Genomic DNA, 21,555 nt, shown 5'->3' with positions numbered 1-21,555 from the left:
AGATGAAGGGTTCATTAAATATTGTTGATGTAACGTTACGAGATGGTAGTCATTCGATGAAGCATGCTTTCACAGAGGAGCAAGTTCGCCAAGTAGCGAGAGGGTTAGATGAGGCAGGGATAAAATATTTCGAAGTATCACATGGCGATGGGCTTGGTGGCTCATCATTACAATATGGCTTCTCAAAGGTGAATGAATTACAGCTTATTGAGGCTGCTCGTGAAGAGTGTAAACAAGCAGAAATATCGGTTTTAATACTGCCAGGAATCGGGTTAAAGGAAGATCTTCAAGATGCAGTTAGTGCAGGAGCAAAAATGGCTCGTGTTGCTACTCATGTTACGGAAGCAGATGTAGCAGCACAGCATATTGAGTTAAGTAGAAATCTTGGTTTGAAAACGGTAGGTTTTCTGATGATGGCACATATGGCTCCTACTAACAAGCTAGTGGAACAAGCGAAACTCTTTGAAAGTTATGGTGCTGAAATTGTTTATGTGACAGATTCGGCGGGGGCGCTTCTACCTCATGAAGTAAGGGAAAAGGTTCAAGCGTTAAGAGAAAATCTATCCTGTGAAATTGGTTTTCATGCTCACAATAATTTATCACTTGCAATGGCAAATACGATGGCGGCAATAGAAGCAGGCGCTACATATATTGATGGAAGCTTACGCTGTTTAGGAGCAGGGAGCGGTAATACACAAACCGAAGTCATGGTGGCAGTTCTTGATAAATTAGGCTATAACACAGGCGTCAAACTATTTCCAATTATGGATGTAGCAAATGACGTAGTTGCTAAATTTATGCCAAGGCCTCAAGAAATTACAGGTTCAAGCTTAATTATGGGTTATGCAGGTGTTTATTCAAGTTTCTTATTATTTACTCAAGAAGCTGCAAGAAAATATGGAGTAGATGAACGTGATATTTTAGTAGCTTTAGGAAAGATGCAAGCAGTTGGAGGTCAAGAAGATTTAATTTATGACGTGGCAAGAGGGATAGCAGCTAAGAAGAATCTATTAGTCTAACTAGAGGTGATATTAAATGAGTAATATGATTGATCAAATTGCTTCGCAACTATATGCAGCAGAAAGAGAATGTTACGAGGTAGATAAATTTGTAGACCAGTATCCAGAATTAGATATTGATTTAGCCTACGATATTCAAGAACGCTTAATCCAAATGAAATGTGAAAAAGAAAATGCAAAAATAGCCGGTTGGAAGTTAGGGTTAACTAGTAAAGCAAAACAAATCATGATGGGTGTACATGAGCCTTCATATGGCATTTTACTAGACAATATGCAGCTACTTGAAGGAGAAAAATTTTCTGTAAAATCATTTATTCACGCTAAAATTGAACCAGAAATTGCCTTTTTCTTTGATAAAGAAGTAAAAGGACCTGTTGTTTCTGTTGCAGACATTTTGGAGGCAACTGCTTATATTGCACCAGCTATGGAAATTATCGATAGTCGTTATCGGAATTTCAACTTTACACTATCAGATGTAATCGCAGATAATTCTTCTTCTAGCCGTTATATCGTCGGAGAGAAATTATATCGAATAGATGAAGTTGATTTACGTTTGATAGGAATGGTCTTTAAGAAAAATGGAGAAATCCTTGCTACTAGTGCCGGTGCAGCGGTAATGGGGCATCCAGCAAGAGCGATTGCTTGGATGGCTAACAAATTGGTGAAAAGGGGTCAAAGCATTAAGCCTGGTGAAGTGGTATTAAGTGGAGCGTTAACAGGAGCTGAAACGATTGCAGCTGGTGATCACTTCTCAGTTAGTTTTGATGGAATGGGTAATTTAGAAGCTGTATTTGAAGGATAAGAATATATTACATACATTGATAAAGGGGGAGAAAGCTTATGCCATTTATTCAAGTAACGATTATGGAAGGGCGTACACTCGATCAGAAAGAACAACTCATATATGAGCTGAGTCATGCTACTGCCAAAGCCTTACAATCTTCTATAGAAAATATTCGTGTATCAATTAATGAAATTCCTAGTAATCATTGGGGAATCGCAGGTGAATCTGTATATAAACGAAATAATACGCTAATGGGGTGAGCAAATTGAATACAATTCAAAAAGAAGTAAAAGAGGTTAAGCTTTTTATTAATGGTGAATATGTGGACTCTTCCAATGCTTCCATGTTTGAAGTGAAAAATCCTGCTACTCAAGAAATCATTGCACGAGTTCATGAAGCTTCTTATGAAAATGTGGATGCTGCTTGTAAAGCGGCTAGAAAAGCATTCGAAGAAGGTCCATGGCGAACGATGTCTGTTTCTGAGCGTTGTTCAAAAATAAGACGGATGGCAGAAATTATTATAGAAAGAAAAGAAGAATTAGCAAGTCTAGAAGCGTTAGACGTTGGTAAGCCCTATCATGTTGCATTAGAAACTGAAATCCCAAGAGCAGCTCATAATCTTACATTCTTCGCTGACTTCATGGAGAAACAAGGTGGCGAAGTATATCCGATGGATGAAGAATTCTTAAACTACACTCGCTATGAACCAGTAGGGGTAGCTGCTTTAATTACACCTTGGAATCTACCTTTTATGCTGACAACATGGAAGTTAGGCCCATGTCTAGCTACTGGAAATACAGCGGTTATAAAACCGGCAGAAATCACTCCACTAACAGTGTCTCTTCTTGGTGAAATAGCGAAGGAAGCGGGAATTCCTGATGGGGTAGTGAATGTAGTTCATGGGTTCGGAGTGGATTCGGCTGGAGAATATATGACAACACATTCTGATGTGGATTTAATTTCATTTACTGGAGAAACAACAACTGGGAAAGCAATTATGAAAAATGGTGCGGATTCGTTGAAACGAGTTTCATTTGAATTAGGCGGTAAAGCAGCGAATATTATTTTTGAAGATGCTAATTTAGATAAAGCAATTCCCGTTTCTATTCGAGCGGCTTTCATGAATTCTGGTCAAGTTTGTTTAGCTGGTTCAAGAATACTAGTACAGCGCTCCATCTTTGACGAATTTGTAAGTCGTTTTAAACAAGCAGCATCAGAACTTGTTGTTGGTGATCCTCAAAACGAAACAACTAATATGGGCCCTCTTGTAAGTGAGGAACATTATGTGAAAGTGACAAGTTACTTCGATATTGCAATAGAAGAAGATTCAAAGTTAGTTTTTGGAGGAAAACGTCCCGAACTACCTGATTACTTACAAGATGGATATTATCTAGAACCTACTATTTATATTCAAGAAAATCCGAATGCACGAATTTGTCAAGAAGAGATCTTTGGACCGGTAGTCACACTCATACCATTTGATACGGAAGAAGAAGCTCTCCAAATCGCGAATAATGTTGATTATGGATTGAATGGTGTTGTGTGGACAGATAATTTACAACGCGCACATCGTATTTCACATAATGTTCGTGCAGGTACAATTTGGGTTAATTGCTGGTTTGTTCGTGACCTGCGTGCTCCTTTTGGTGGGTTTAAGAAGAGTGGAATTGGTAGAGAAGGTGGCCATTATAGCTTAGAGTTTTTTACCGAAGCCAAAAATATTTGTATTGCACTTAAATAAAGTACGATGTTTTGTATCGAAGCGTATTATTAAAAATATGAACAGAAACCACGGCTATTTTCATTATAGGCGTGGTTTTTCTTATTTAGAGTAATACTTGCTTTTTAAATATAAATAGAATAAATTTGAATGAATTGTTTAATAATTAAAGTAAAAAATATAAAAGACTACTACCTTAGTAGTATAGTATATATTAGTTAGAGCATTCTGTTTTAATCAATATTATTCATGTCAAACCGATAAAAACATAGGAACTAAATAAAAATTGCCTTCGGGGATAATACCTTTTTTTACTAATTTTATGATATTATTTACCTAAGGTGCAAACAGTAGAAAAGAGTTTCTAGCGGATTTGGAGAGGTGATTGTTGCACATGAAAATCGGTAATGTAGTAGTGCTTAAAATAAGAAATGGTACAGAAGTTGAAGAATATAAATCAAAAGTATTGGAAATGGAAAAAGATTCTTTTTGTATAGATATTCCGCAAAACATTCGAACGCTAAAATCGAATACTCTACCTAAGGGTGTTACGATTGAACTTACGTATTTAACGATAGAAGGAAATGTGTTTGAATTTAATACTAAAGTAATTGGTAAGAGAAATACAGGCATTCATATGCTAGAACTTTATTATCCTAGTAAAGAAAATCATAAAAAAATTCAGCGAAGACAGTTTGTGAGAGTAAATGTCCCTGTGGATATTGCGATACATTGTCCGAATAATATGTTTTCAGCGTTTGTAACGCATACAGAAGATATAAGTGCGGGTGGAGTAGCGGCTTTTGTCCCTAATAATATAGAAGTGAAACCGGAAATGGTTATTGATGTATGGATTGCCTTGCTTTTTAATTCAGGAGAATTTAAATATATAAAGTTCCCAAGTAAAATAATTCGAGTTCTACAAAGAGAAGAGTATTCGCAGAATATCATTACTATTGAATTTACTGATATGAATAAAACTGATCGACAGTTACTCATTCGCTATTGTTTTGAGAAACAATTACAGTTGAGAGATAAGTTACTTTAATGTGAATCTATGTAAATAATAAGCAAGCTAATATATATAGGCTTTGGAGGGAATATAATGCTTATTAAATTAATTGATGCTCAGGAAGGCGATATCTTGCTTAAAGATATAATGTTGCCATCAAATAGACCTTTAATGTTTAAAGGTGCAGTTTTGACAAAGGACAACATTAAAGTATTATCTGCTTTTTTAATTCGTAATGTAGATGTGAATAAACCTGTTGCACAAGCGTTGGTTAAAGCTTCTTCAGATCAAATTGAGGAAGAAGAATGTGATTTTCTTACTGCATATAGTAATGCAGTAGAACAATATAAAGTATTATTTAAAATGTGGCAGTCAGGAGTACCAACGCATGTCTTGGATGTGAGAGAAATTATCGTTCCGCTATTAGAACAGGCTTTAACCGAGGAAAAAGTTGATTTCTTCTTATATAAACAGTCAACTCCTGTAGATTATATATATCATCATGCTATTTCTGTAGGATTATATGCAGCTTTTCTAGCTAAGTCTCTTGGGTTATCAAAGGGAGAAGTAATTCAGGTAGCAATAGCAGGTTGCCTATGTGATGTTGGCATGGCTAGAATTCCAACAAAAATATTAACAAAAAAATCAAAGCTACTAAGAGAAGAGTATCAGGAAGTGAAAAATCATCCTGTAATAGGCTATAAAATGTTATTAGAAACATCGAGCTTAAAGAAAGATGCTCAGTTAGCTATTCTACAGCATCATGAAAGATTAGATGGGTCAGGTTATCCAAGGGGAGAAAAAGCCGAAAAAATTCATCTATATTCAAGAATTATTGCAGTTGCTGATACATATCATGCTTTAACTACGGATAAACATTACCAAAATGGCATACCGCCATTTAAAGTATTAGAAATGATAAGATACGAGGAATTTGGAAAGTTTGATCTGCCCGTTGTAAATGCATTATTAACTTCAATCGTTCAAATGGGGATAGGTAGTAAAGTGATATTATCTAACTTTCTTTCTGGAGAAGTAATATTTATGAATCCTCAAAATATTACACGCCCACTAATAAAACTTCAAGACTCTGATGATATGGTTGACTTAGAGACTAGAAGAGATTTGTTTATTGAGGTGATTTTTTAGAATTTATAAAAAATATTACTCGTTTAGATGCTTTGACACTAATTTGTTTTAATAAATTTGGAGATTTATATATTGTCATTTCAAAAAATAATAAAATGGATGAGTTTTTTAAAGAAGATGAAATAAATGATTTAGGAATTGTTCATTTTTCTTGGGCAATGTATGAATAGAAGTAATAGGGTAAGAAAACTAAGGCTGTGCAAAAAGTGATTGTAAATCATTTTTTGTATAGCTTTTTTTGTTACGGAATGTTGCTAGAAAAGAATTTTTCTAGGATTTTGACGTTTTAGTAGTACAATTAAAGTGTATTATTTTTTATACATAATAATCAGAAAGTGTATATGAAGAATGGAGGGGTGTTATGATCCTCACAAAATCTACTATAAATTCATTTCGGTACATATTTATATTATATATATCATTTATTGTAGTATTCGCAATGCTATATCTATTACCAATTGCTAGGACGGGGACACTTTCATTTGTTGATTCTCTTTTTGTATCTACAAGTGCGCTGAGTGTGACTGGATTATCGACCATTAATATTGCGGAAGAATTAACTCGTACTGGACAAACATTATTAATAGTAGAAATGCAGTTAGGTGGAATCGGAATTCTAGTATTGATTAGTTATTTATTTCTTATGATGGGAAAGAGAATAACGATGTCGAGTATGCTATTAATATCGAGAGATCAAAATCAGAGCAATTTAAAGACAATTAAACTCTTAAGCTTTTCAGTATTAATTATTGCGCTAACAATTGAACTGATTGCTTTTTGTTTAATTATAGGACAAGTTATTCCACATTATGATTCGATGTCAGATGCTATTTTTATTACGATTTTTCATTGTGTGGCAAGCTTTACAAACGCTGGGTTCGATATTTTTGATGGCAGTTTTTCAATTTTTGAGCATAATCAATTAGTTTTGTATGCTTCAGCAGCGACAATTTTTTTAGGCAGTATCGGTTATCCGACTATTATGGAGTATGTATTTTCTTTTAGAAAAAAGAAAAGTTTGTTCACGAAGATTAATATTCGTCTACATGCTTTATTATTGGCAATCGGTACATTCATTTATTACATATTAGAAGGTCATCATGGTTTTGCTGGTCTTAGCTTTTTTGACAAAATTTCTAACTCTGTTTTTCTTTCAGCTACGTCTCGAAATGGAGGATTATCGACAATAGATATTTCTACTTTATCCATTACTACAGTGCTTATGATTATGCTGTTAATGTTTATTGGTGGTGCTTCTTCAAGTACTGGTGGCGGGATTCGATTAACTACATTAGCTGTGTTAATTGCGAAAGTAATATCAGTTGCTAAGTCGCAAGAGCATACAGTGATTTACAAAAAAACAATAACGCAAGAAACCATAAATAAGTCATTTTTAATTTTTATTAGTTTTATTGTATTAATTTTTAGCTCGACCGTTATATTAACGATATTTCAAAATGTTCCATTAGAACAAATTATGTTTGAGGTTATTTCTGCATTAACTAATACTGGTTTATCCATGGGGTTAACAAGTGATCTGGCGGTAGTTTCAAAGCTTGTATTGATTTGTTTGATGGTGATTGGACGTATTGGGATTTTCACGCTTATTTATTTTGTATTTAGAGTGGAAAGTTCGAAAATCAGTTATTTAAAAGAAGATTTAGCAGTAGGTTAAGAGAGGAAGATAGGGTATGAAACAGTTTTTAATTATAGGTGCTGGCCGATATGGAAGTGGGATAGTAAAAGAATTGTATAAGCAAAATGCAGATGTGGTAGTTTGCGATTCTAATGAGAAGAAGCTTGATGAGATTGATCAATATGCAACACATTGTTTGATTGGTGATTTTACAGATAGTGATGTTTTAAATCAATTAAAAATAGATGAGTTTGATTCAGTGTTTGTTGCGATTGGAACAAATGCCTATTCAGCGATTTTAATAACTAAGAAAATGAAGGAAAGAAATGCGAAAAGAATTATTGCAAAAGCGATAAATCCGGAAGTAGGTGAAATACTTCAAAGTATCGGTGCTGATCGAGTCATTTATCCAGAAGAAGAAGCTGGACGAAAAGTGGCTAGACAGGAATTGATGACAGGGGTTATTGAGTATTTAGAAATAACCAAGGATGTATCGATTGTAGAGCTTGAAGTACCTCAGCAAATGCTTGGGAAATCATTGAGTCAATTAGATTTCTCAAGGAAATATGACTTAACTGTTTCAATTATTATCAGAAATGATGAGCCAATTTTAACACATTTTGCAGATATTCCTTTTCGTGAAGGAGACAAAGTGTTAATTGTAGGTGAGAATAGCAGGATTGAGCGATTTGAGAAACGATTTAAATGAAAAATATTATTATTTATTAGCATCAGTTGATATAATCTTACTGTAAGGTAGGAGGTGGAAAGTGAACATCATAATATTACTTGTTAGCTAAATTGGTCATTTTTTTTATAACATGATTTATGATGAGGATCTTGACACAATTTTACTCACATCTGCAGCAAGAAGAAAATAGCCAATAGGAAATCTTTCGACAAATTAGAAAAAATCGAAGGGAACACTAACAATACAAAAAGAAAAATACATATCTTTCTTTTGTAATTTGATATTAGTGAATTCACAAGAAAATGAAAAAATTCTCTAAAAATGCAAGTATTATTTTCTTTATAGGCTGTATGTTATACTTTATTGTTAGAATTATGTACTTTCCAATTACAAAAGTTATTTTTATTATTGATTTACTATTTGCTGTCGCTGCATCTACCACTTTGTACACATTATATATGGAGCGAAAAGAAAGAAAGCAGAATTAAAGTAGTAGGGCTTCTATAGAGGAAGCTCTTTTTTATTCGACTAAATAAGGAGATTATGGTGTTTATTTCTATATAGATTTGCAAAGTACAATAGGATGTGCTATTCTTACAAAGAATTATTTTTGTTTGTTATTGATTGACAAAGTTTTAGAACTTTTGGTCTAGTAGGTATCAGCAAGGATAGTATTATATTGTGTGGGTATCACACTAGGAGGCAACTTGAAAATGGAACAAGGTAAAGTAAAATGGTTTAATGCAGACAAAGGATTTGGATTCATCGAGCGCGAAGGCGGAGAAGACGTATTCGTACATTTCTCAGCTATTCAAGGTGATGGTTTCAAAACTTTAGAAGAAGGTCAAAGCGTAACTTTTGAAGTTGAGCAAGGTCAACGCGGACTTCAAGCTGCTAACGTTCACAAAGCATAATTAAGAACCAACCATACAAATTCGAGCAGATTCTTTAAGAATCTGCTTTTTTGCGTTCTCCTAAAATAATAAAAAATCCCTACCCATAATGGGTAGAGATAAAAAGAAACAGTAACAGGTTAAATGGTTAACTAAGTATATCATACTGTTGTAATTTTAACTAATTCACTGCTTAATAAATATTTCGACAAAATGGTATAGTTAATTGTAAATATAAGATTATTTAATGATAAAAACTTTTTTAAAATTTACGATTTTCTTCACGATTAAGGATAAAGTAATTTGTTGATAAAAAAATATTGACATTTTAAAAAGTTTGGTGGTAAAATAAAAATTTTATTCATTTTCGAAAATATGTTATACTGTATAATGTAACATATTCGGAGGTGGATTATTTGTTTCAAATTGGTGACAGTATTGTATATCCATTACATGGAGCAGGTGTAATTGAAGCTATTGAAAAGAAGGAAGTATTAGGGGAATTTCGACAATATTTTGTCATTAAGCTATCAATTAATAATCTACAAATTATGATTCCTATTGAGAACATAGCTAAATTAGGTTTACGACCAGTTAGTGAATATAAGAATGTGGAATTTATATTGGAGCAATATCTTAATGGTGAAACAGACCAGTCTATTCCCGTTAAAGAAAGATTTAGATTAAATACGGAAAAAATAAAGACTGGAAAAATTGCAGACTGTATAGAAGTGGTTCGTGATTTAAGCCGCATTGAAGGAGAAAAATCGCTGAACTCAAGTGAGAAACAGTTATTAAATAAAGCAAGAGCAATACTTATGAGTGAACTAGTGTTAATTGATGGAATAACGGAAAAGCAAATTAAACAGTTCTCTTAAGTATGCATTCACGATAGTCTTTCATAAAGAGAAACTTTGCTCGGAGGAGTATTTTGTTCTTTACGCAATGTTTAGTTAAATCAATTTGGTTTAAACGTCGCTTATTTCCCACATAAACGTCTCTGCTTATACTTACGTTTAGAAGTGGGAGTCTTAGCGCCAGTTGTAACCAGATAATATTTACTTAAAACCACTAAGCTTATGCTTGGTGGTTTTAATGTTTTTAGGACATGAGAAGAAATTTATCATCCTTAAAAGTCGAATTGCGGAATCGAAATGATGAATATTATATCGATAATTTGTTATAATCAATTGGTATTGTCGAATGATGTGATAAGAAAGAGATAATCGAGGTGTTAGAAGAGGAACTATGCTAATAGTCTATGATAGCTTAACAGGGAATGTTGAAAGGTTTGTTAAAAAAATACCTAGCAGAAGTGTCAAAATAACCAATGGACTACGTGTAAATGAACCTTTTATCCTTGTAACCTATACGATTGGTTTTGGAGGAGTACCTGAAAGTACAGCTAGTTTTGTAGAAGAAAATTATTCTTACTTACAAGCTGTTGTTTCAAGTGGAAACAAAGTATGGGGATCTAATTTTGCAAGAGCAGGCGATACAATCTCAGATCAATATTTAGTACCATTATTACTAAAGTTTGAATTGAGTGGTACGAACAAAGATTTAGAGATATTTACGCGGGAGGTAGCAATACTTGATGAAAGAACAAATTCCAAAATGGTTGAAGCTAAATAATGAAATAATGATGAAAAAAGATGGCGTCTTTCAATTTGAGAAGGACAAAGAAGCTGCACATAGCTACTTCGTGGATTATATTAATCAAAATACGGTTTTCTTTCACGATTTAAAGGAAAAACTAGATTACTTAATAGAGAATGACTACTATGAAGAAGAGTTCTTAAGTGAGTATTCATATGAACAAATTAAAGAAATTTTTGATATTGCATATGATAAGAAATTTAGATTCTCTTCTTATATGTCAGCATTTAAATTTTATAATGACTATGCGCTAAAGACAAATGACCGTGAGAAGATTTTAGAGCGCTATGAAGATCGTATTGCGATTGTAGCTTTATATTTAGCAAATGGTGATTTTGAAAAAGCTAAAAATATTACTAAAATGATGATTAATCAAGAATTCCAACCAGCGACTCCTACTTTCTTGAACGCCGGAAGAAAGCGACGTGGCGAACTAGTTAGTTGTTTCTTGCTTGAAATGAATGATTCTTTGAATGATATTGCTATGGGAGAGAATATTGCCATGCAACTATCAAAAGTGGGTGGTGGTGTTTCCACTAATTTATCGAAGATTCGAGCAAAAGGTGAACCAATTAAAGATATTGAAAATGCTACTAAAGGTGTCGTAGGCGTTATGAAATTACTCGATCATGCATTCCGTTATGCAGATCAAATGGGGCAACGACAAGGTTCAGGTTCAGTATATTTAAATATTTTCCACAAGGATATTGATGATTTCTTAGAAACAAAGAAAATTTCTGCAGATGAAGATATTCGAGTGAAGACATTATCAATCGGTGTTGTTATTCCAGATAAATTTATAGAGTTAGCTCGTGAAGATAAAGATATGTACGTGTTTTATCCATATTCAGTATATAAGGAATATGGCGAGTATTTAGATGAAATGAATATGACGAAGATGTACCATAAGCTAGTGGATAATCCTAATGTTAGAAAAGAAAAGGTTAATCCAAGAAGATTATTAGAAAAAATCGCGGCACTTCGTTTTGAATCTGGCTATCCATATATTATGTTTAAAGATAACGTAAATGATGTTCATGCGAATAATCATATTTCGGAAGTGAAGTTTAGTAATTTATGTTCAGAAGTTCTACAAGCGTCGGTTGTGTCTACATACAATGATTACGGTGAAGAAGATGAAATTGGTTTAGATATTTCATGTAATCTTGCATCGATGAACATTGTAAATGTAATGGAAAACAAAAGTATTAAGGAAACGGTTAAATTAGGTATAGATGCACTGACAACTGTTTCTGAAAAAACAAAGATTAAGAACGCTCCAGCTGTACAAAAAGCGAACACATTAATGAGAAGTGTAGGCTTAGGAGCGATGAATTTGCATGGCTTTTTAGCGAAAAATAAAATTAGCTACGAAAGTGAAACAGCAAGAGATTTTGCAAATATCTTTTTCATGATGGTAAATTATTATTCAATCGAGCGTTCTATGGAAATTGCGAGAGAAACTGGTATTAAATATTATCGTTTCGAAGATTCCACATATGCGACGGGTGAGTACTTTAAACAATATTTACAAGAAGATTTTAAACCGCAAACAGAGAAAGTAATGGAACTATTTGATGGTATCGAAATTCCAACGAAAGAAGATTGGCGAAATCTGAAGGATGATGTTGCGAAGTACGGTTTAACGAATAGTTATCGATTGTGTATTGCACCGACGGGATCAATTTCTTATGTACAATCATCCACGGCTTCAGTAATGCCAATTATGGAGCGAATCGAAGAGCGTACATATGGCAATTCAAAAACATATTATCCGATGCCATATTTAAGTAAAGAAAACTGGTTCTTCTATAAAGAAGCCTATGATATGGACATGTTTAAAGTAGTAGATATGATAGCGACAATTCAACGACATGTTGATCAAGGTATTTCGTTTACTCTTTTCTTAAAAGATACAATGACAACACGAGATTTAAACAAAATTGACCTATATGCCCACCATAAAGGAGTTAAGACTTTATATTACGCAAGAACAAAGGACACAGGTCAAGAAGGCTGTTTATCTTGTACGGTTTAAGAGAGGGGAAATAATAAATGAGCAAAGTATTTGATGCGGCAAACTGGTCAAAACATGACGATAACTTTACACAAATGTTTTACAATCAAAACACGAAACAGTTTTGGCTTCCTGAAGAAATCAGCTTAAATGGTGATTTGTTAACTTGGAAGTTTCTAAATAAACTTGAAAAAGACACATATAAGAAAGTTTTAGCGGGATTAACCTTACTAGATACTGAGCAAGGTAATACAGGTATGCCTAAGATTGCCGAAAGAGTTGAAGGTCATCAACGCAAAGCAGTTCTAAACTTTATGGCAATGATGGAAAATGCAGTACACGCTAAATCATATTCAAACATTTTCTTAACATTAGCTTCAACAGAAGAAATTAATGATGTATTTGAATGGGTAAAGCAAAATAAATACTTACAATACAAGGCGAAAACAATTGTTGGTATTTATAATGACATTCAAGATGATGATGAAATCAGTTTATATAAAGCGATGGTAGCATCTGTTTACTTAGAAAGTTTTCTTTTCTATAGTGGATTCTATTATCCATTGTATTTCTATGGACAAGGTAAGCTGATGCAAAGTGGCGAAATTATAAATTTAATAATCCGTAAACATATTGCGGCTTGTAACAGTAATGTTGCTTGAAAAACCTCTTTAATTGCTGGGAAGCCCAAAATAATTTAAACAAATTCATTTTAGACTATAGAAATTGTTTATAATGTTACTAAACTATAAAAAAATGGGGAGGTAACCGGTTTGGGTAATCAGCAGCGAAGCCTTTAAACTGGGGAATAGTATGTACGGGATATACTATTTGAAAATCAATAACAAATATTATATTGGAAAAGATGTTTGTATTGAAAGACAAAAACGAATTAAAGAGCATATTTGGATGTTGAAAAAAGGTAACCATTATAATTCTTATTTACAAAAAGCTTATCTCAAATATTTAGAAACGTTTGATTCAGGTATTATTGAAAAAGTAGAGTGTACATTAGAAGAATTAATTGTGCTAGAAAGAGAATATATCCAAAAATATGATGCTTATAAAAATGGTTATAACCTCACTACAGGAGGAGAAGGTTTAGGAGGGTATAAATTCACTCCAAAACAAATCGAGAGAAAAAGACAAAATGTGATGGGGCAAAAAAATCCAATGTCAAAACTGACAGAAGAACAATTTTTTGAAATTGTAGAACATTTAAAGCGAAATAAAACTAATTTAGAAATTGCTGTTATTTACGACTTAAACCCAGGATATGTGTCTTTAATACGTCACAAAAAGCGATATCATCATTTGTGGCCTCTTGTTGAGGATTATGAACCAACTATATCTGAACAACAATTAAAAAATCGTGGTAAAATTACAGAAAAAATGTTTATCGATATAGTGACAATGATTCGTAATGGCGAAACTAATGCTTTTATAGAAAGGAAATATGGTTTGTCTGCAGGCACTGCTAGCCGTATTCGTCATAAAAAACTCTATAAACAGTGGTGGAACCGCTTAGTTTAAAGGAACGTTCAACGACTATCCCATCGGCCGTGAAATTCGGCAATAGGAGTAGGGCCAAAAGCGGTGGGTGAAAATCCCTTAAATCGAAATAGGAGGTCACCTATAAATAGGTGAGTGATATAGTCTCTTCTTATAAGTAATTATAAGCAGTCTATAATATTTGGTTATGGACGACAGAAGAGTAGCGATCTTTTGTGAAGGTAAAGGATGAAGCCATTCACGGTGTATACATTGGCTTATTAGCACAAGAAATATATAATAAACAAAGCGAAGGAATGAAACAATCGTTAAAGGAATTCGCTTATGATTTATTAAAGGACTTATATGATAATGAAATGAGTTATACAGAAGATGTTTATGATCAAGTTAATTTAGCATCTGATGTTAAGAAATTCGTGCGATATAATGCAAATAAAGCTTTACAAAACCTTGGATTTACTCCATATTTTGAAGATGAAGAAGTTAATCCAATTGTACTAAATGGACTTGATACGAAAACAAAGTCACATGATTTCTTCTCTATGAAGGGTAACGGTTATAAGAAAGCAAAAGTAGAACATTTACGTGATGAAGATTTCTATTTTAATGATTAAAGGAGCACAATAGTACAGTGACAAAACAAATTAAAGTAAAGTACTTCGACAAAGAATTAGACAAGATTAATAAATTGGCAATTGGAGACTGGATTGATTTGCGTGCTGCTAAGACAGTTGAAATGAAGCAATTTGATTTTGCGCTAATACCACTTGGGATTGGAATGAAATTACCTGAAGGGTATGAAGCAAATGTCGTACCTCGCTCTAGTACGTTCAAGAACTTCGGTATTTTACAAACAAATTCTTATGCTGTTATTGATGAATCATATTGTGGTAATGAAGATCAATGGTTTTTCCCAGCACTAGCTATGAGAGATACGGTTATTCAAAAAGGAGATCGTATTTGTCAATTCCGTATTAATAAAAAAATGGAAACAGTGGAAATACTTGAAGTAGCAGAGCTAGATGAAGTAAGCCGTGGTGGCCTTGGTTCAACTGGAACAAAATAAACGTATATAAATATATTTAATAAGGAAACCTTAATCTTTATAGTATAGATTGGGTTTCCTTTTTTGTTTATTGTAAAAAACTAAATAATTAAAATTATAAATTATTGACAATTCTGTAAAATAGTTTTATATTTTAAAAACAAATAGTTAACTTCTTAATCATTAAGAAGTTAACTATTTTAGATTTATTTAGAAAGGAGGCTGCATCAATGGATAGAAATAAGGAGTTATTTGAAGTTACTTCTATGTTCCAGACATTTATGAAGACCATTTCCCGTGATTTTAATAAGAAAAGCACTAGTTTAAATATAAATCAATTTAAGGTTTTATTTATCATTGATAATTCAGGTTCACAAACTGTCTCAAAACTCGCAAGTGCTCTTAGTATTTCTGCTGCTGCTGTAACAGGAATAACCGATCAATTATTAAGTGAGGGGTTTGTTGAAAAAGAACGTTGTGATAATGATCGAAGGATTGTAAATATCACTATAACAGAAAAAGGTAAGGAAAAGGTTAATCATCTTCGTGCTATTAAAAAAGAAATTCTTCAGTCATACTTCGATATACTACCTGATGAAGAAATCCATCATTTAAAACGAATCTTCACAATGTTAACTACAAATTTATAACTGAAATAATAGGGGAGAGAAAACAAGGTAATGGAAAATTTATCAAAAAGTAAAAAATTATCTATTATGTTTGCAATTATGGCAGCTATGTTTTTTGCTGCTATAAATCAGACAATAACTAGTACAGCCATGCCTAGAATTATAGCAATTCTAGATGGTATGGACTATTACACTTGGACCATTAATATATATTTATTGACATCGACTATTGCAACAGTTCTTGTCGGTAAGTTGTCAGATATTTTCGGTCGTAAACCATTTTTATTGCTAGGGATTTTATTATTTATGATTGGTGCTTTTTTAACAGGTACCTCATCAGATGTATTTCAATTTATTATTTATAGGGGTATTCAAGGGGTAGGAGCTGGTATTATCCAATCAACAGCTTTTACTGCAGTAGGAGATTTATTTCCTCCACGTGAACGAGGGAAATGGATGGGATTAATGTCTGCCGTATTCGGCTTCTCTAGTGTACTTGGACCAGTACTTGGAGGTTATTTAGTTGATCACCTAGATTGGCATTGGTTGTTCTGGATCTTCTTACCTATTGGAATCATAGCTTTCGGTATGATTTTAGTGATGTTTCCTAAAGTTGAACGTGGAAAAGCACAGAGTATTGATTATTTGGGATCATTGTTTATTACATTAGCCATCGTCCCATTATTGCTTGCTTTCTCATGGGCTGGTACTGAATATGACTGGGGTTCATCACAAATTATTGGTCTTATTGCAGGCTCTATAGTAGCTGCAGTAATTTTCATATTTATAGAATCTAAAGTGAAAAATCCTATATTACCACTTAGTTTATTTAAGAATAATGTCGTAACTATTTCTAATTTGATTAGCTTTATCATGAACTTTGGTATGATGGGAGCTATGATTTATCTTTCATTCTTTGTTCAAGGTGTACTTGGTATTTCTCCAACTTATGCTGGATATGTTACGATGCCGATGTCTATTGTTATGGTTGTGTCCAGTGCTGTGACTGGACAGTTGATGGCGAAAACCGGAAAATATAAGCGGTATGCCTTGATTGGTGTTCCAATTATGATTGTAGGTATGACTATTATGGTTTACATGGATAATACTTTCATGGCTGTACTAAGTATGATTGTTTTTGGATTTGGTTTAGGTCTCGGTTTACCTGTATTCTCGTTAGCTACCCAAAATGCTGTTTCGCATAAAGAACTAGGTGTAGTAACGGCATCTACTCAATTATTCCGTAATTTAGGTGGTACGATTGGGGTTGCGGTAATGGGTACAGTAATGTCTAATAATCTAAGTACGCATTTAAAAGAAGCGATGCAATCTGCTTCTGCACCTGATTTTTCAAAAATTGACCCGAAAATAGCAGAGCAAATGGTTGCTTTCGCAAATCCGCAGGCGTTGATGAACAAGCCATTACTCGAAAAAACACAAGCAAGTTTGCCTGCTGAAATTCAGCCTATATTTACTCAAATGATTGATAATATTCGAGATGCCTTATCTCAAACATTATCAACCGTATTTTTAACAGGAACCATTATATTAGTGGTAGCTTTTATCCTTGTATTCTTTTTAAAAGAATTACCTCTTCGTACTTCAAATATTGCTGAGGAATTAAATAAAGAGAAGAAGGAAAATCAGGAAGTAACCACTGCATTATCACAAGAGATGAAGTAATTTGGTATTTAATGTTTATAAAAGAGAAATACATGCCATGCTTAGGTATGAGTCTTTCCGTTTTGAAAACCATAAGTAGTTTTCGAGAGCGGTTTGCTCTATGCCAGCATGGCTCTTTTTGATTAGTCAACAGAGGTATTTACTTCTAATTTATTTATTTTTGAACGTTTTTAAAATATATTTAAATGATTTCTCATCGGCAATTAATGCTGTTAATATGACTAAAGTAATGGATAGACATATTAAACTTGTCATCGAGCTATCACTCCTAATTCAATGATTTATGGACAATGAATATATTTTCTTATAAATAATATATTAGTAGTTTATTCTTTTATTCAATATTAGTAGAAGATTTTTCAAACATATTTATGGAAAATGACTTCGTTGCATAGATAAATAATCGTGAAAGGTCTATAATTTTTATAAGGCAAATAATTTGAAAGAGTTAAACTCAATTCTACAAAGTAAGCAAGACATATGAAAAATGAAGCTTATAAATAATAGACTATATAAGGAGGCGTTTATAATGATGATAGGGCTAGTAGCGGTAGTATTAATATTCTCCATTCCTATTATTGCAATTGTAACAAGTCATTTTGAGAAACAAGCTAAATTAAATCGAGAAATGCTTAAAGATCAAATAGAATTAGAAAAGCTAAAGCAAGAAAACTTCATTATGGAAACGGAAAAATTACGACTTGAACTTGATAAAATGGAACAAAACAATAATAAACATCTTACTAAATTTTAGATTAAGTTGTATTACTTCGTTTATGTCGATTAGAAACAAAAGCTATAATATTATTTCATTAAAAAGTACATATGAGAAAAATACATTGTGTAAAGTCCTTGTAAAAGGACTTTTTTTTGTACGATGAACATACAATGAAAAAGAAGTTTTTTGTCTAATACAGGAGGGATTGACTTGGAGAATGTAAAGTATGCCGTACAGAGCTTAAAGGCTTTTAGAATGTATTGGTTTTATGCATCTGAAGAGGAGAGAAATATGATTTCATCAACTGTTAAAGATGAAAGTTCAGCCTGTTTAAAGATTTTAGGAGCAATACAATCTTATGAAAAAAGTGATGATGAATATTTTCCATATGAATAAAGAATAATCCGCTCACATTTTATGTAATATAACAAAATCAAAAGACTAGCATTTATTATCAATGCTAGTCTTTTGATTTTGTTTAAGCAAAGCTCTTATTAAACTATTTAATCACACGTACAGCTTTCACTGCTCGTGGCTTCCAGTAACTATTTAAGGTTGCTGTCGAAACACCACTCGATGTTGTACATTGAAGAAGAGATGTATTGTCCATCGCTATGGCAACATGATTGATAACACCATCATAGTCTGTGTCAAAAAAGATTAAATCTCCTTTTCTAACTTCTGATAAAGAAATAGCTGTACCAACTTTCGATTGCTCTATAGATGTTCTTGGTAATGTAATACCATTTTCTTTAAAGACACGTTGTGTATAGCTGGAGCAATCAAACACATCTGTTCGATCAGGTGATGCACCGTATAAGTATTTAGCCCCTAAGTATTTCTTCCCGGATTCAATAATGGAATTCGCTTTACTTTCCCAATTAGAAGAGTTAGAAGAATTACCGGAGATATTAAGTACTTGTCCAATATATAATGAATTGATATTTTGAACTTGGGGGTTTAAGCTTTGTAATTGTGACATGCTCATGTTGAATTTCTGAGCAATTTTATAAAAAGTATCGCCTTTAGCAACAATATAGGTTTTGCTAGAAGAAGTATTGATTTTAAGAATTTGACCAGGATAGATTACGTCACTTTTTAATTGATTCCAAGTTTTTAATTGACTTACGGTAACATTATTTGCCTTGGAAATGGACCATAATGAGTCTCCTGACTTTACTGTATAATCTGCTGCTAGTGCTTGGCCAGCGAATAATAAAGAGCTAGCAAGTGCTCCTATTAGTATTGCTTTCTTCATGATTACTCTTGACCTCCAAAGTTGTTTTTCAATCATGACATATAATAGCAACATAATAAGAGGATAAAAAGCTTAAATATCTTCCATACCAAAATATTGTTGCGATGCTATAAGCTTCTATTTAACTTGCATTTATTAATATTTAGGCAGATTAGATAACAAAATTATGAAATTTTATTATAATGAGGAGAGTTAATCTAACTTTTATAGGGGAGGAGGGCTTAAATGGAGAAGCAAAAGATTTATTTTACTTTTTTTTCATCTATTCAATGGTTTTTCTTTATTTTCGCTAATACAATAGTAGTTCCCATTTCTATAGCTAGTGTATTTCAATTAGATGCACATACGGTTGAAGCAATGATTCGAACTTCATTAATAATTACAGGGGTAGTTGGTATGATTCAAGGCTGGATAGGTCATCAATTGCCATTAATGGAAGGCCATTCTGGTTTATTATGGGGTGTTATTTTAAATTTAGGAATATCAGCTTCCACAATGGGATTGGACTTAACAACAGTTGGAGGCGGTATTGCAACGGGGATTTTTTTAGCTAGTGTCACTACGTTACTGTTTGCTGCATTGAATTGGGTACATATTCTAGAAATGATTTTTCGTCCGATGGTTTTAACTGTGTATTTATTCTTATTATCTTTTCAGCTTATTTTTATCTTTTTTAAAGGCATGTTAAAAATTGATGAAACAGGTACAATCAATCTTCCTATAAGTCTATTATCAATTGCAATTGTACTGTTGGTTAGTATTTTGAAGGTGAAAGGTAATCAATTTCTGAGTAATTTTTCTATATTAATTGGCTTGGGGATTGGTTGGTTACTGTTTGCTCTTTGTTTTCCAAATAATATAGCTGAGGTTACACAATCAAGTGGAGATACCTTTGCATTCTTTCCACTGGGTGCACCTAATTTAGAAATAGGAATCGTAATCATTACTTATATTGCAGTTATGCTAAATCTTACAAACACAATGGCCTCTATTAAAGCGGGTTCGGAGCTAATAAATGAAATAAGAGGCGATAGACATTATCGTTGTTCGATGGCGATTACTTCTATCTTTACTATGATTGGTACTTGTTTCGGATTGGTACCTTATACACCATTTACATCATCTATTGGTTTTTTACAGAGTACTAGAATATTTGATCGAAAATCATTTATTCTAGGAGGAGCTATTTTAGCGATAATAGGCTCAATACCAATTATTGCCTCTCTATTGGCTACCATGCCAATTACAATAGGAAATGCTGTTTTATTTGTCGCTTATCTTCAGCTTTTTGGAACAGCTTATAGTAGTTTAAATGGAAAAACATTCAATTCAAATACTATATTTAGAATAGCAGTACCATTGTTGGTAGGTGTATCGTTAATGAATGTTTCACCTGAAATATTTAATAGTGTGCCAATTATTATTAGGCCTTTTTTATCAAATGGATTAATAATGGGTGTTCTTATATCTGTTATATTAGAGACGATTGTCAAGTGGTCTAAATATGATGTGTTTGAAAATAAAGGATTAACAAAGTGATGAAATGCTGAATATTGTATGTGTAACAACAGTTATTTTAGATAATAATCTCAAAATCAATTTAAGAAACATTCTCAAACATTTTTGTTTATGGTATCATTCTGATAAGGAGTCTGATTTTTTATAAAAGGTGATTATTATGGGTAACAATATAGCTATAGGTAAACGTATACAGGAACTTAGACTTAAAAACGGGCTATCGTTAACCGAGGTAGCTAATCGTGCAGGAGTAGCAAAATCGTATATTTCCTCCGTTGAACGAGAAATTCAAATAAATCCTTCTATTCAATTTTTAGAAAAGGTTTCTAATGTTTTAGGTATTAGTGTAGATCAGCTTGTTAATAATAAAGAAACTGAAGATTCTGACCCTACAACGTTACTTGATGAAGAATGGCTGGAACTCGCAAAAAATGCTATGGAATCAGGTGTAAGTAAAGAACAGTTTAGACAGTTTCTTGAATTTCAAAAATGGCAGCAACACAATAAAAATTAGATGAGTTGTTAAATTTAGTTGTATGTAAATTGTTAAAACATAAGTGATTGTTTGATTAGAATACGGTTGTAGTAGTTTTTGGTGTAATAAAGAAAATC

Annotated in this window: 21 protein-coding genes and 2 pseudogenes; 22 read left to right on the top strand and 1 reads right to left on the bottom strand. The window is 32.8% G+C overall.

Annotated elements, in window-relative coordinates:
* The first annotated feature begins 2 nt into the window (after window positions 1–2).
* The 20 genes and pseudogenes from dmpG to TX86_RS09675 all read left to right on the top strand — a co-directional run bounded on the left by dmpG (window position 3) and on the right by TX86_RS09675 (window position 18,563).
* A complete protein-coding gene (gene dmpG / locus TX86_RS09770; protein WP_042348420.1) occupies window positions 3–1,019 on the top strand; it encodes a 4-hydroxy-2-oxovalerate aldolase in 1,017 nt (338 codons plus the stop codon).
* 16 nt (window positions 1,020–1,035) lie between these two features.
* Window positions 1,036–1,821 carry a 2-keto-4-pentenoate hydratase gene (locus TX86_RS09765; protein ID WP_042348417.1) on the top strand — a complete coding sequence of 262 codons (786 nt, stop codon included), beginning with the start codon at window positions 1,036–1,038 and terminating at the stop codon, window positions 1,819–1,821.
* Between the two features lie 38 nt (window positions 1,822–1,859).
* Window positions 1,860–2,063 (top strand): tautomerase family protein, encoded by a 204-nt coding sequence (locus TX86_RS09760; protein ID WP_042348414.1) that lies wholly within the window; start codon window positions 1,860–1,862, stop codon window positions 2,061–2,063.
* 5 nt (window positions 2,064–2,068) lie between these two features.
* Window positions 2,069–3,544: an aldehyde dehydrogenase gene (locus TX86_RS09755; RefSeq protein WP_042348411.1), complete on the top strand. Its 1,476-nt coding sequence runs from the start codon at window positions 2,069–2,071 to the stop codon at window positions 3,542–3,544.
* A 373-nt stretch (window positions 3,545–3,917) separates the two neighbouring features.
* On the top strand, window positions 3,918–4,571 hold the full coding sequence (locus TX86_RS09750) for a flagellar brake protein (RefSeq protein ID WP_042348409.1): 654 nt from the start codon (window positions 3,918–3,920) through the stop codon (window positions 4,569–4,571).
* Window positions 4,572–4,628: 57 nt separating this feature from the next.
* On the top strand, window positions 4,629–5,684 hold the full coding sequence (locus TX86_RS09745) for an HD-GYP domain-containing protein (RefSeq protein ID WP_042348408.1): 1,056 nt from the start codon (window positions 4,629–4,631) through the stop codon (window positions 5,682–5,684).
* Window positions 5,685–6,123: 439 nt separating this feature from the next.
* Window positions 6,124–7,359, top strand: a complete 1,236-nt coding sequence (locus TX86_RS09740; protein ID WP_195892885.1) for a TrkH family potassium uptake protein — start codon at window positions 6,124–6,126, stop codon at window positions 7,357–7,359.
* Window positions 7,360–7,375: 16 nt separating this feature from the next.
* The gene (locus tag TX86_RS09735) at window positions 7,376–8,029 is read left to right on the top strand and encodes a potassium channel family protein (RefSeq protein ID WP_042348406.1); all 654 of its coding nucleotides are present in this window, start codon (window positions 7,376–7,378) and stop codon (window positions 8,027–8,029) included.
* A gap of 695 nt (window positions 8,030–8,724) precedes the next feature.
* Window positions 8,725–8,925: a cold-shock protein gene (locus tag TX86_RS09730; protein WP_042348405.1), complete on the top strand. Its 201-nt coding sequence runs from the start codon at window positions 8,725–8,727 to the stop codon at window positions 8,923–8,925.
* 395 nt (window positions 8,926–9,320) lie between these two features.
* Window positions 9,321–9,782, top strand: coding sequence for a CarD family transcriptional regulator (locus TX86_RS09725; protein ID WP_042348403.1), 462 nt, complete (start codon window positions 9,321–9,323; stop codon window positions 9,780–9,782).
* A gap of 370 nt (window positions 9,783–10,152) precedes the next feature.
* Window positions 10,153–10,539 carry a class Ib ribonucleoside-diphosphate reductase assembly flavoprotein NrdI gene (nrdI, locus tag TX86_RS09720; RefSeq protein WP_042348400.1) on the top strand — a complete coding sequence of 129 codons (387 nt, stop codon included), beginning with the start codon at window positions 10,153–10,155 and terminating at the stop codon, window positions 10,537–10,539.
* Window positions 10,502–12,601: a class 1b ribonucleoside-diphosphate reductase subunit alpha gene (gene nrdE, locus TX86_RS09715; RefSeq protein WP_195892910.1), complete on the top strand. Its 2,100-nt coding sequence runs from the start codon at window positions 10,502–10,504 to the stop codon at window positions 12,599–12,601. Before nrdI ends, nrdE begins: the two co-directional genes overlap by 38 nt.
* 17 nt (window positions 12,602–12,618) lie before the next feature.
* Window positions 12,619–13,206 (top strand): annotated as a pseudogene (locus TX86_RS09710) (ribonucleotide-diphosphate reductase subunit beta); the annotation flags it as partial.
* Between the two features lie 205 nt (window positions 13,207–13,411).
* Complete coding sequence (locus tag TX86_RS09705) at window positions 13,412–14,113, top strand: nuclease (protein WP_230203607.1); 702 nt, start codon at window positions 13,412–13,414, stop codon at window positions 14,111–14,113.
* Between the two features lie 200 nt (window positions 14,114–14,313).
* Window positions 14,314–14,706 (top strand): annotated as a pseudogene (locus TX86_RS09700) (ribonucleotide-diphosphate reductase subunit beta); the annotation flags it as partial.
* 17 nt (window positions 14,707–14,723) lie between these two features.
* Window positions 14,724–15,158 (top strand): dUTP diphosphatase, encoded by a 435-nt coding sequence (locus tag TX86_RS09695; protein WP_042348395.1) that lies wholly within the window; start codon window positions 14,724–14,726, stop codon window positions 15,156–15,158.
* A gap of 209 nt (window positions 15,159–15,367) precedes the next feature.
* The gene (locus TX86_RS09690; RefSeq protein ID WP_042348393.1) at window positions 15,368–15,787 is read left to right on the top strand and encodes a MarR family transcriptional regulator; all 420 of its coding nucleotides are present in this window, start codon (window positions 15,368–15,370) and stop codon (window positions 15,785–15,787) included.
* 30 nt (window positions 15,788–15,817) lie between these two features.
* On the top strand, window positions 15,818–17,449 hold the full coding sequence (locus tag TX86_RS09685) for an MDR family MFS transporter (protein ID WP_042348388.1): 1,632 nt from the start codon (window positions 15,818–15,820) through the stop codon (window positions 17,447–17,449).
* Between the two features lie 532 nt (window positions 17,450–17,981).
* Complete coding sequence (locus TX86_RS09680; protein ID WP_042350375.1) at window positions 17,982–18,203, top strand: hypothetical protein; 222 nt, start codon at window positions 17,982–17,984, stop codon at window positions 18,201–18,203.
* Window positions 18,204–18,377: 174 nt separating this feature from the next.
* Window positions 18,378–18,563, top strand: a complete 186-nt coding sequence (locus tag TX86_RS09675; protein WP_042348386.1) for a hypothetical protein — start codon at window positions 18,378–18,380, stop codon at window positions 18,561–18,563.
* 103 nt (window positions 18,564–18,666) lie between these two features.
* On the opposite strand, the gene TX86_RS09670 is transcribed toward TX86_RS09675, so the two are convergent.
* Window positions 18,667–19,425 carry a C40 family peptidase gene (locus TX86_RS09670; RefSeq protein WP_042348385.1) on the bottom strand — a complete coding sequence of 253 codons (759 nt, stop codon included), beginning with the start codon at window positions 19,423–19,425 and terminating at the stop codon, window positions 18,667–18,669.
* A 225-nt stretch (window positions 19,426–19,650) separates the two neighbouring features.
* Between TX86_RS09670 and TX86_RS09665 the strand changes: the two genes are divergently transcribed.
* Both TX86_RS09665 and TX86_RS09660 read left to right on the top strand, forming a co-directional pair.
* Complete coding sequence (locus TX86_RS09665) at window positions 19,651–20,964, top strand: uracil/xanthine transporter (protein WP_042348384.1); 1,314 nt, start codon at window positions 19,651–19,653, stop codon at window positions 20,962–20,964.
* Window positions 20,965–21,103: 139 nt separating this feature from the next.
* Window positions 21,104–21,457, top strand: coding sequence for a helix-turn-helix domain-containing protein (locus TX86_RS09660; protein ID WP_042348383.1), 354 nt, complete (start codon window positions 21,104–21,106; stop codon window positions 21,455–21,457).
* Window positions 21,458–21,555 lie beyond the last annotated feature (98 nt).

The sequence above is a fragment of the Bacillus massiliigorillae genome (genome assembly GCF_000380245.2).
GTDB classification, from domain to species: Bacteria; Bacillota; Bacilli; order Bacillales; family DSM-1321; genus Bacillus_AD; species Bacillus_AD massiliigorillae.
The sequence above is the reverse complement of the archived record's forward strand: the minus strand, read 5'-3'. Positions and strand labels throughout refer to the sequence as shown.

What these genes read in the sequence shown, in the direction of transcription:
- TX86_RS09750 (WP_042348409.1), top strand. Translation starts at nt 3,918, where the DNA reads ATGAAAATCGGTAATGTAGTAGTGCTTAAAATAAGAAATGGTACAGAA.
- TX86_RS09760 (WP_042348414.1), top strand. Translation starts at nt 1,860, where the DNA reads ATGCCATTTATTCAAGTAACGATTATGGAAGGGCGTACACTCGATCAG.
- nrdE (WP_195892910.1), top strand. Translation starts at nt 10,502, where the DNA reads ATGAAAGAACAAATTCCAAAATGGTTGAAGCTAAATAATGAAATAATG.
- TX86_RS09740 (WP_195892885.1), top strand. Translation starts at nt 6,124, where the DNA reads ATGCTATATCTATTACCAATTGCTAGGACGGGGACACTTTCATTTGTT.
- TX86_RS09685 (WP_042348388.1), top strand. Translation starts at nt 15,818, where the DNA reads ATGGAAAATTTATCAAAAAGTAAAAAATTATCTATTATGTTTGCAATT.
- TX86_RS09670 (WP_042348385.1), bottom strand. Translation starts at nt 19,425, where the DNA reads ATGAAGAAAGCAATACTAATAGGAGCACTTGCTAGCTCTTTATTATTC.
- TX86_RS09665 (WP_042348384.1), top strand. Translation starts at nt 19,651, where the DNA reads ATGGAGAAGCAAAAGATTTATTTTACTTTTTTTTCATCTATTCAATGG.
- TX86_RS09660 (WP_042348383.1), top strand. Translation starts at nt 21,104, where the DNA reads ATGGGTAACAATATAGCTATAGGTAAACGTATACAGGAACTTAGACTT.
- nrdI (WP_042348400.1), top strand. Translation starts at nt 10,153, where the DNA reads ATGCTAATAGTCTATGATAGCTTAACAGGGAATGTTGAAAGGTTTGTT.
- TX86_RS09765 (WP_042348417.1), top strand. Translation starts at nt 1,036, where the DNA reads ATGAGTAATATGATTGATCAAATTGCTTCGCAACTATATGCAGCAGAA.
- TX86_RS09680 (WP_042350375.1), top strand. Translation starts at nt 17,982, where the DNA reads ATGATAGGGCTAGTAGCGGTAGTATTAATATTCTCCATTCCTATTATT.
- TX86_RS09735 (WP_042348406.1), top strand. Translation starts at nt 7,376, where the DNA reads ATGAAACAGTTTTTAATTATAGGTGCTGGCCGATATGGAAGTGGGATA.
- TX86_RS09690 (WP_042348393.1), top strand. Translation starts at nt 15,368, where the DNA reads ATGGATAGAAATAAGGAGTTATTTGAAGTTACTTCTATGTTCCAGACA.
- dmpG (WP_042348420.1), top strand. Translation starts at nt 3, where the DNA reads ATGAAGGGTTCATTAAATATTGTTGATGTAACGTTACGAGATGGTAGT.
- TX86_RS09745 (WP_042348408.1), top strand. Translation starts at nt 4,629, where the DNA reads ATGCTTATTAAATTAATTGATGCTCAGGAAGGCGATATCTTGCTTAAA.
- TX86_RS09730 (WP_042348405.1), top strand. Translation starts at nt 8,725, where the DNA reads ATGGAACAAGGTAAAGTAAAATGGTTTAATGCAGACAAAGGATTTGGA.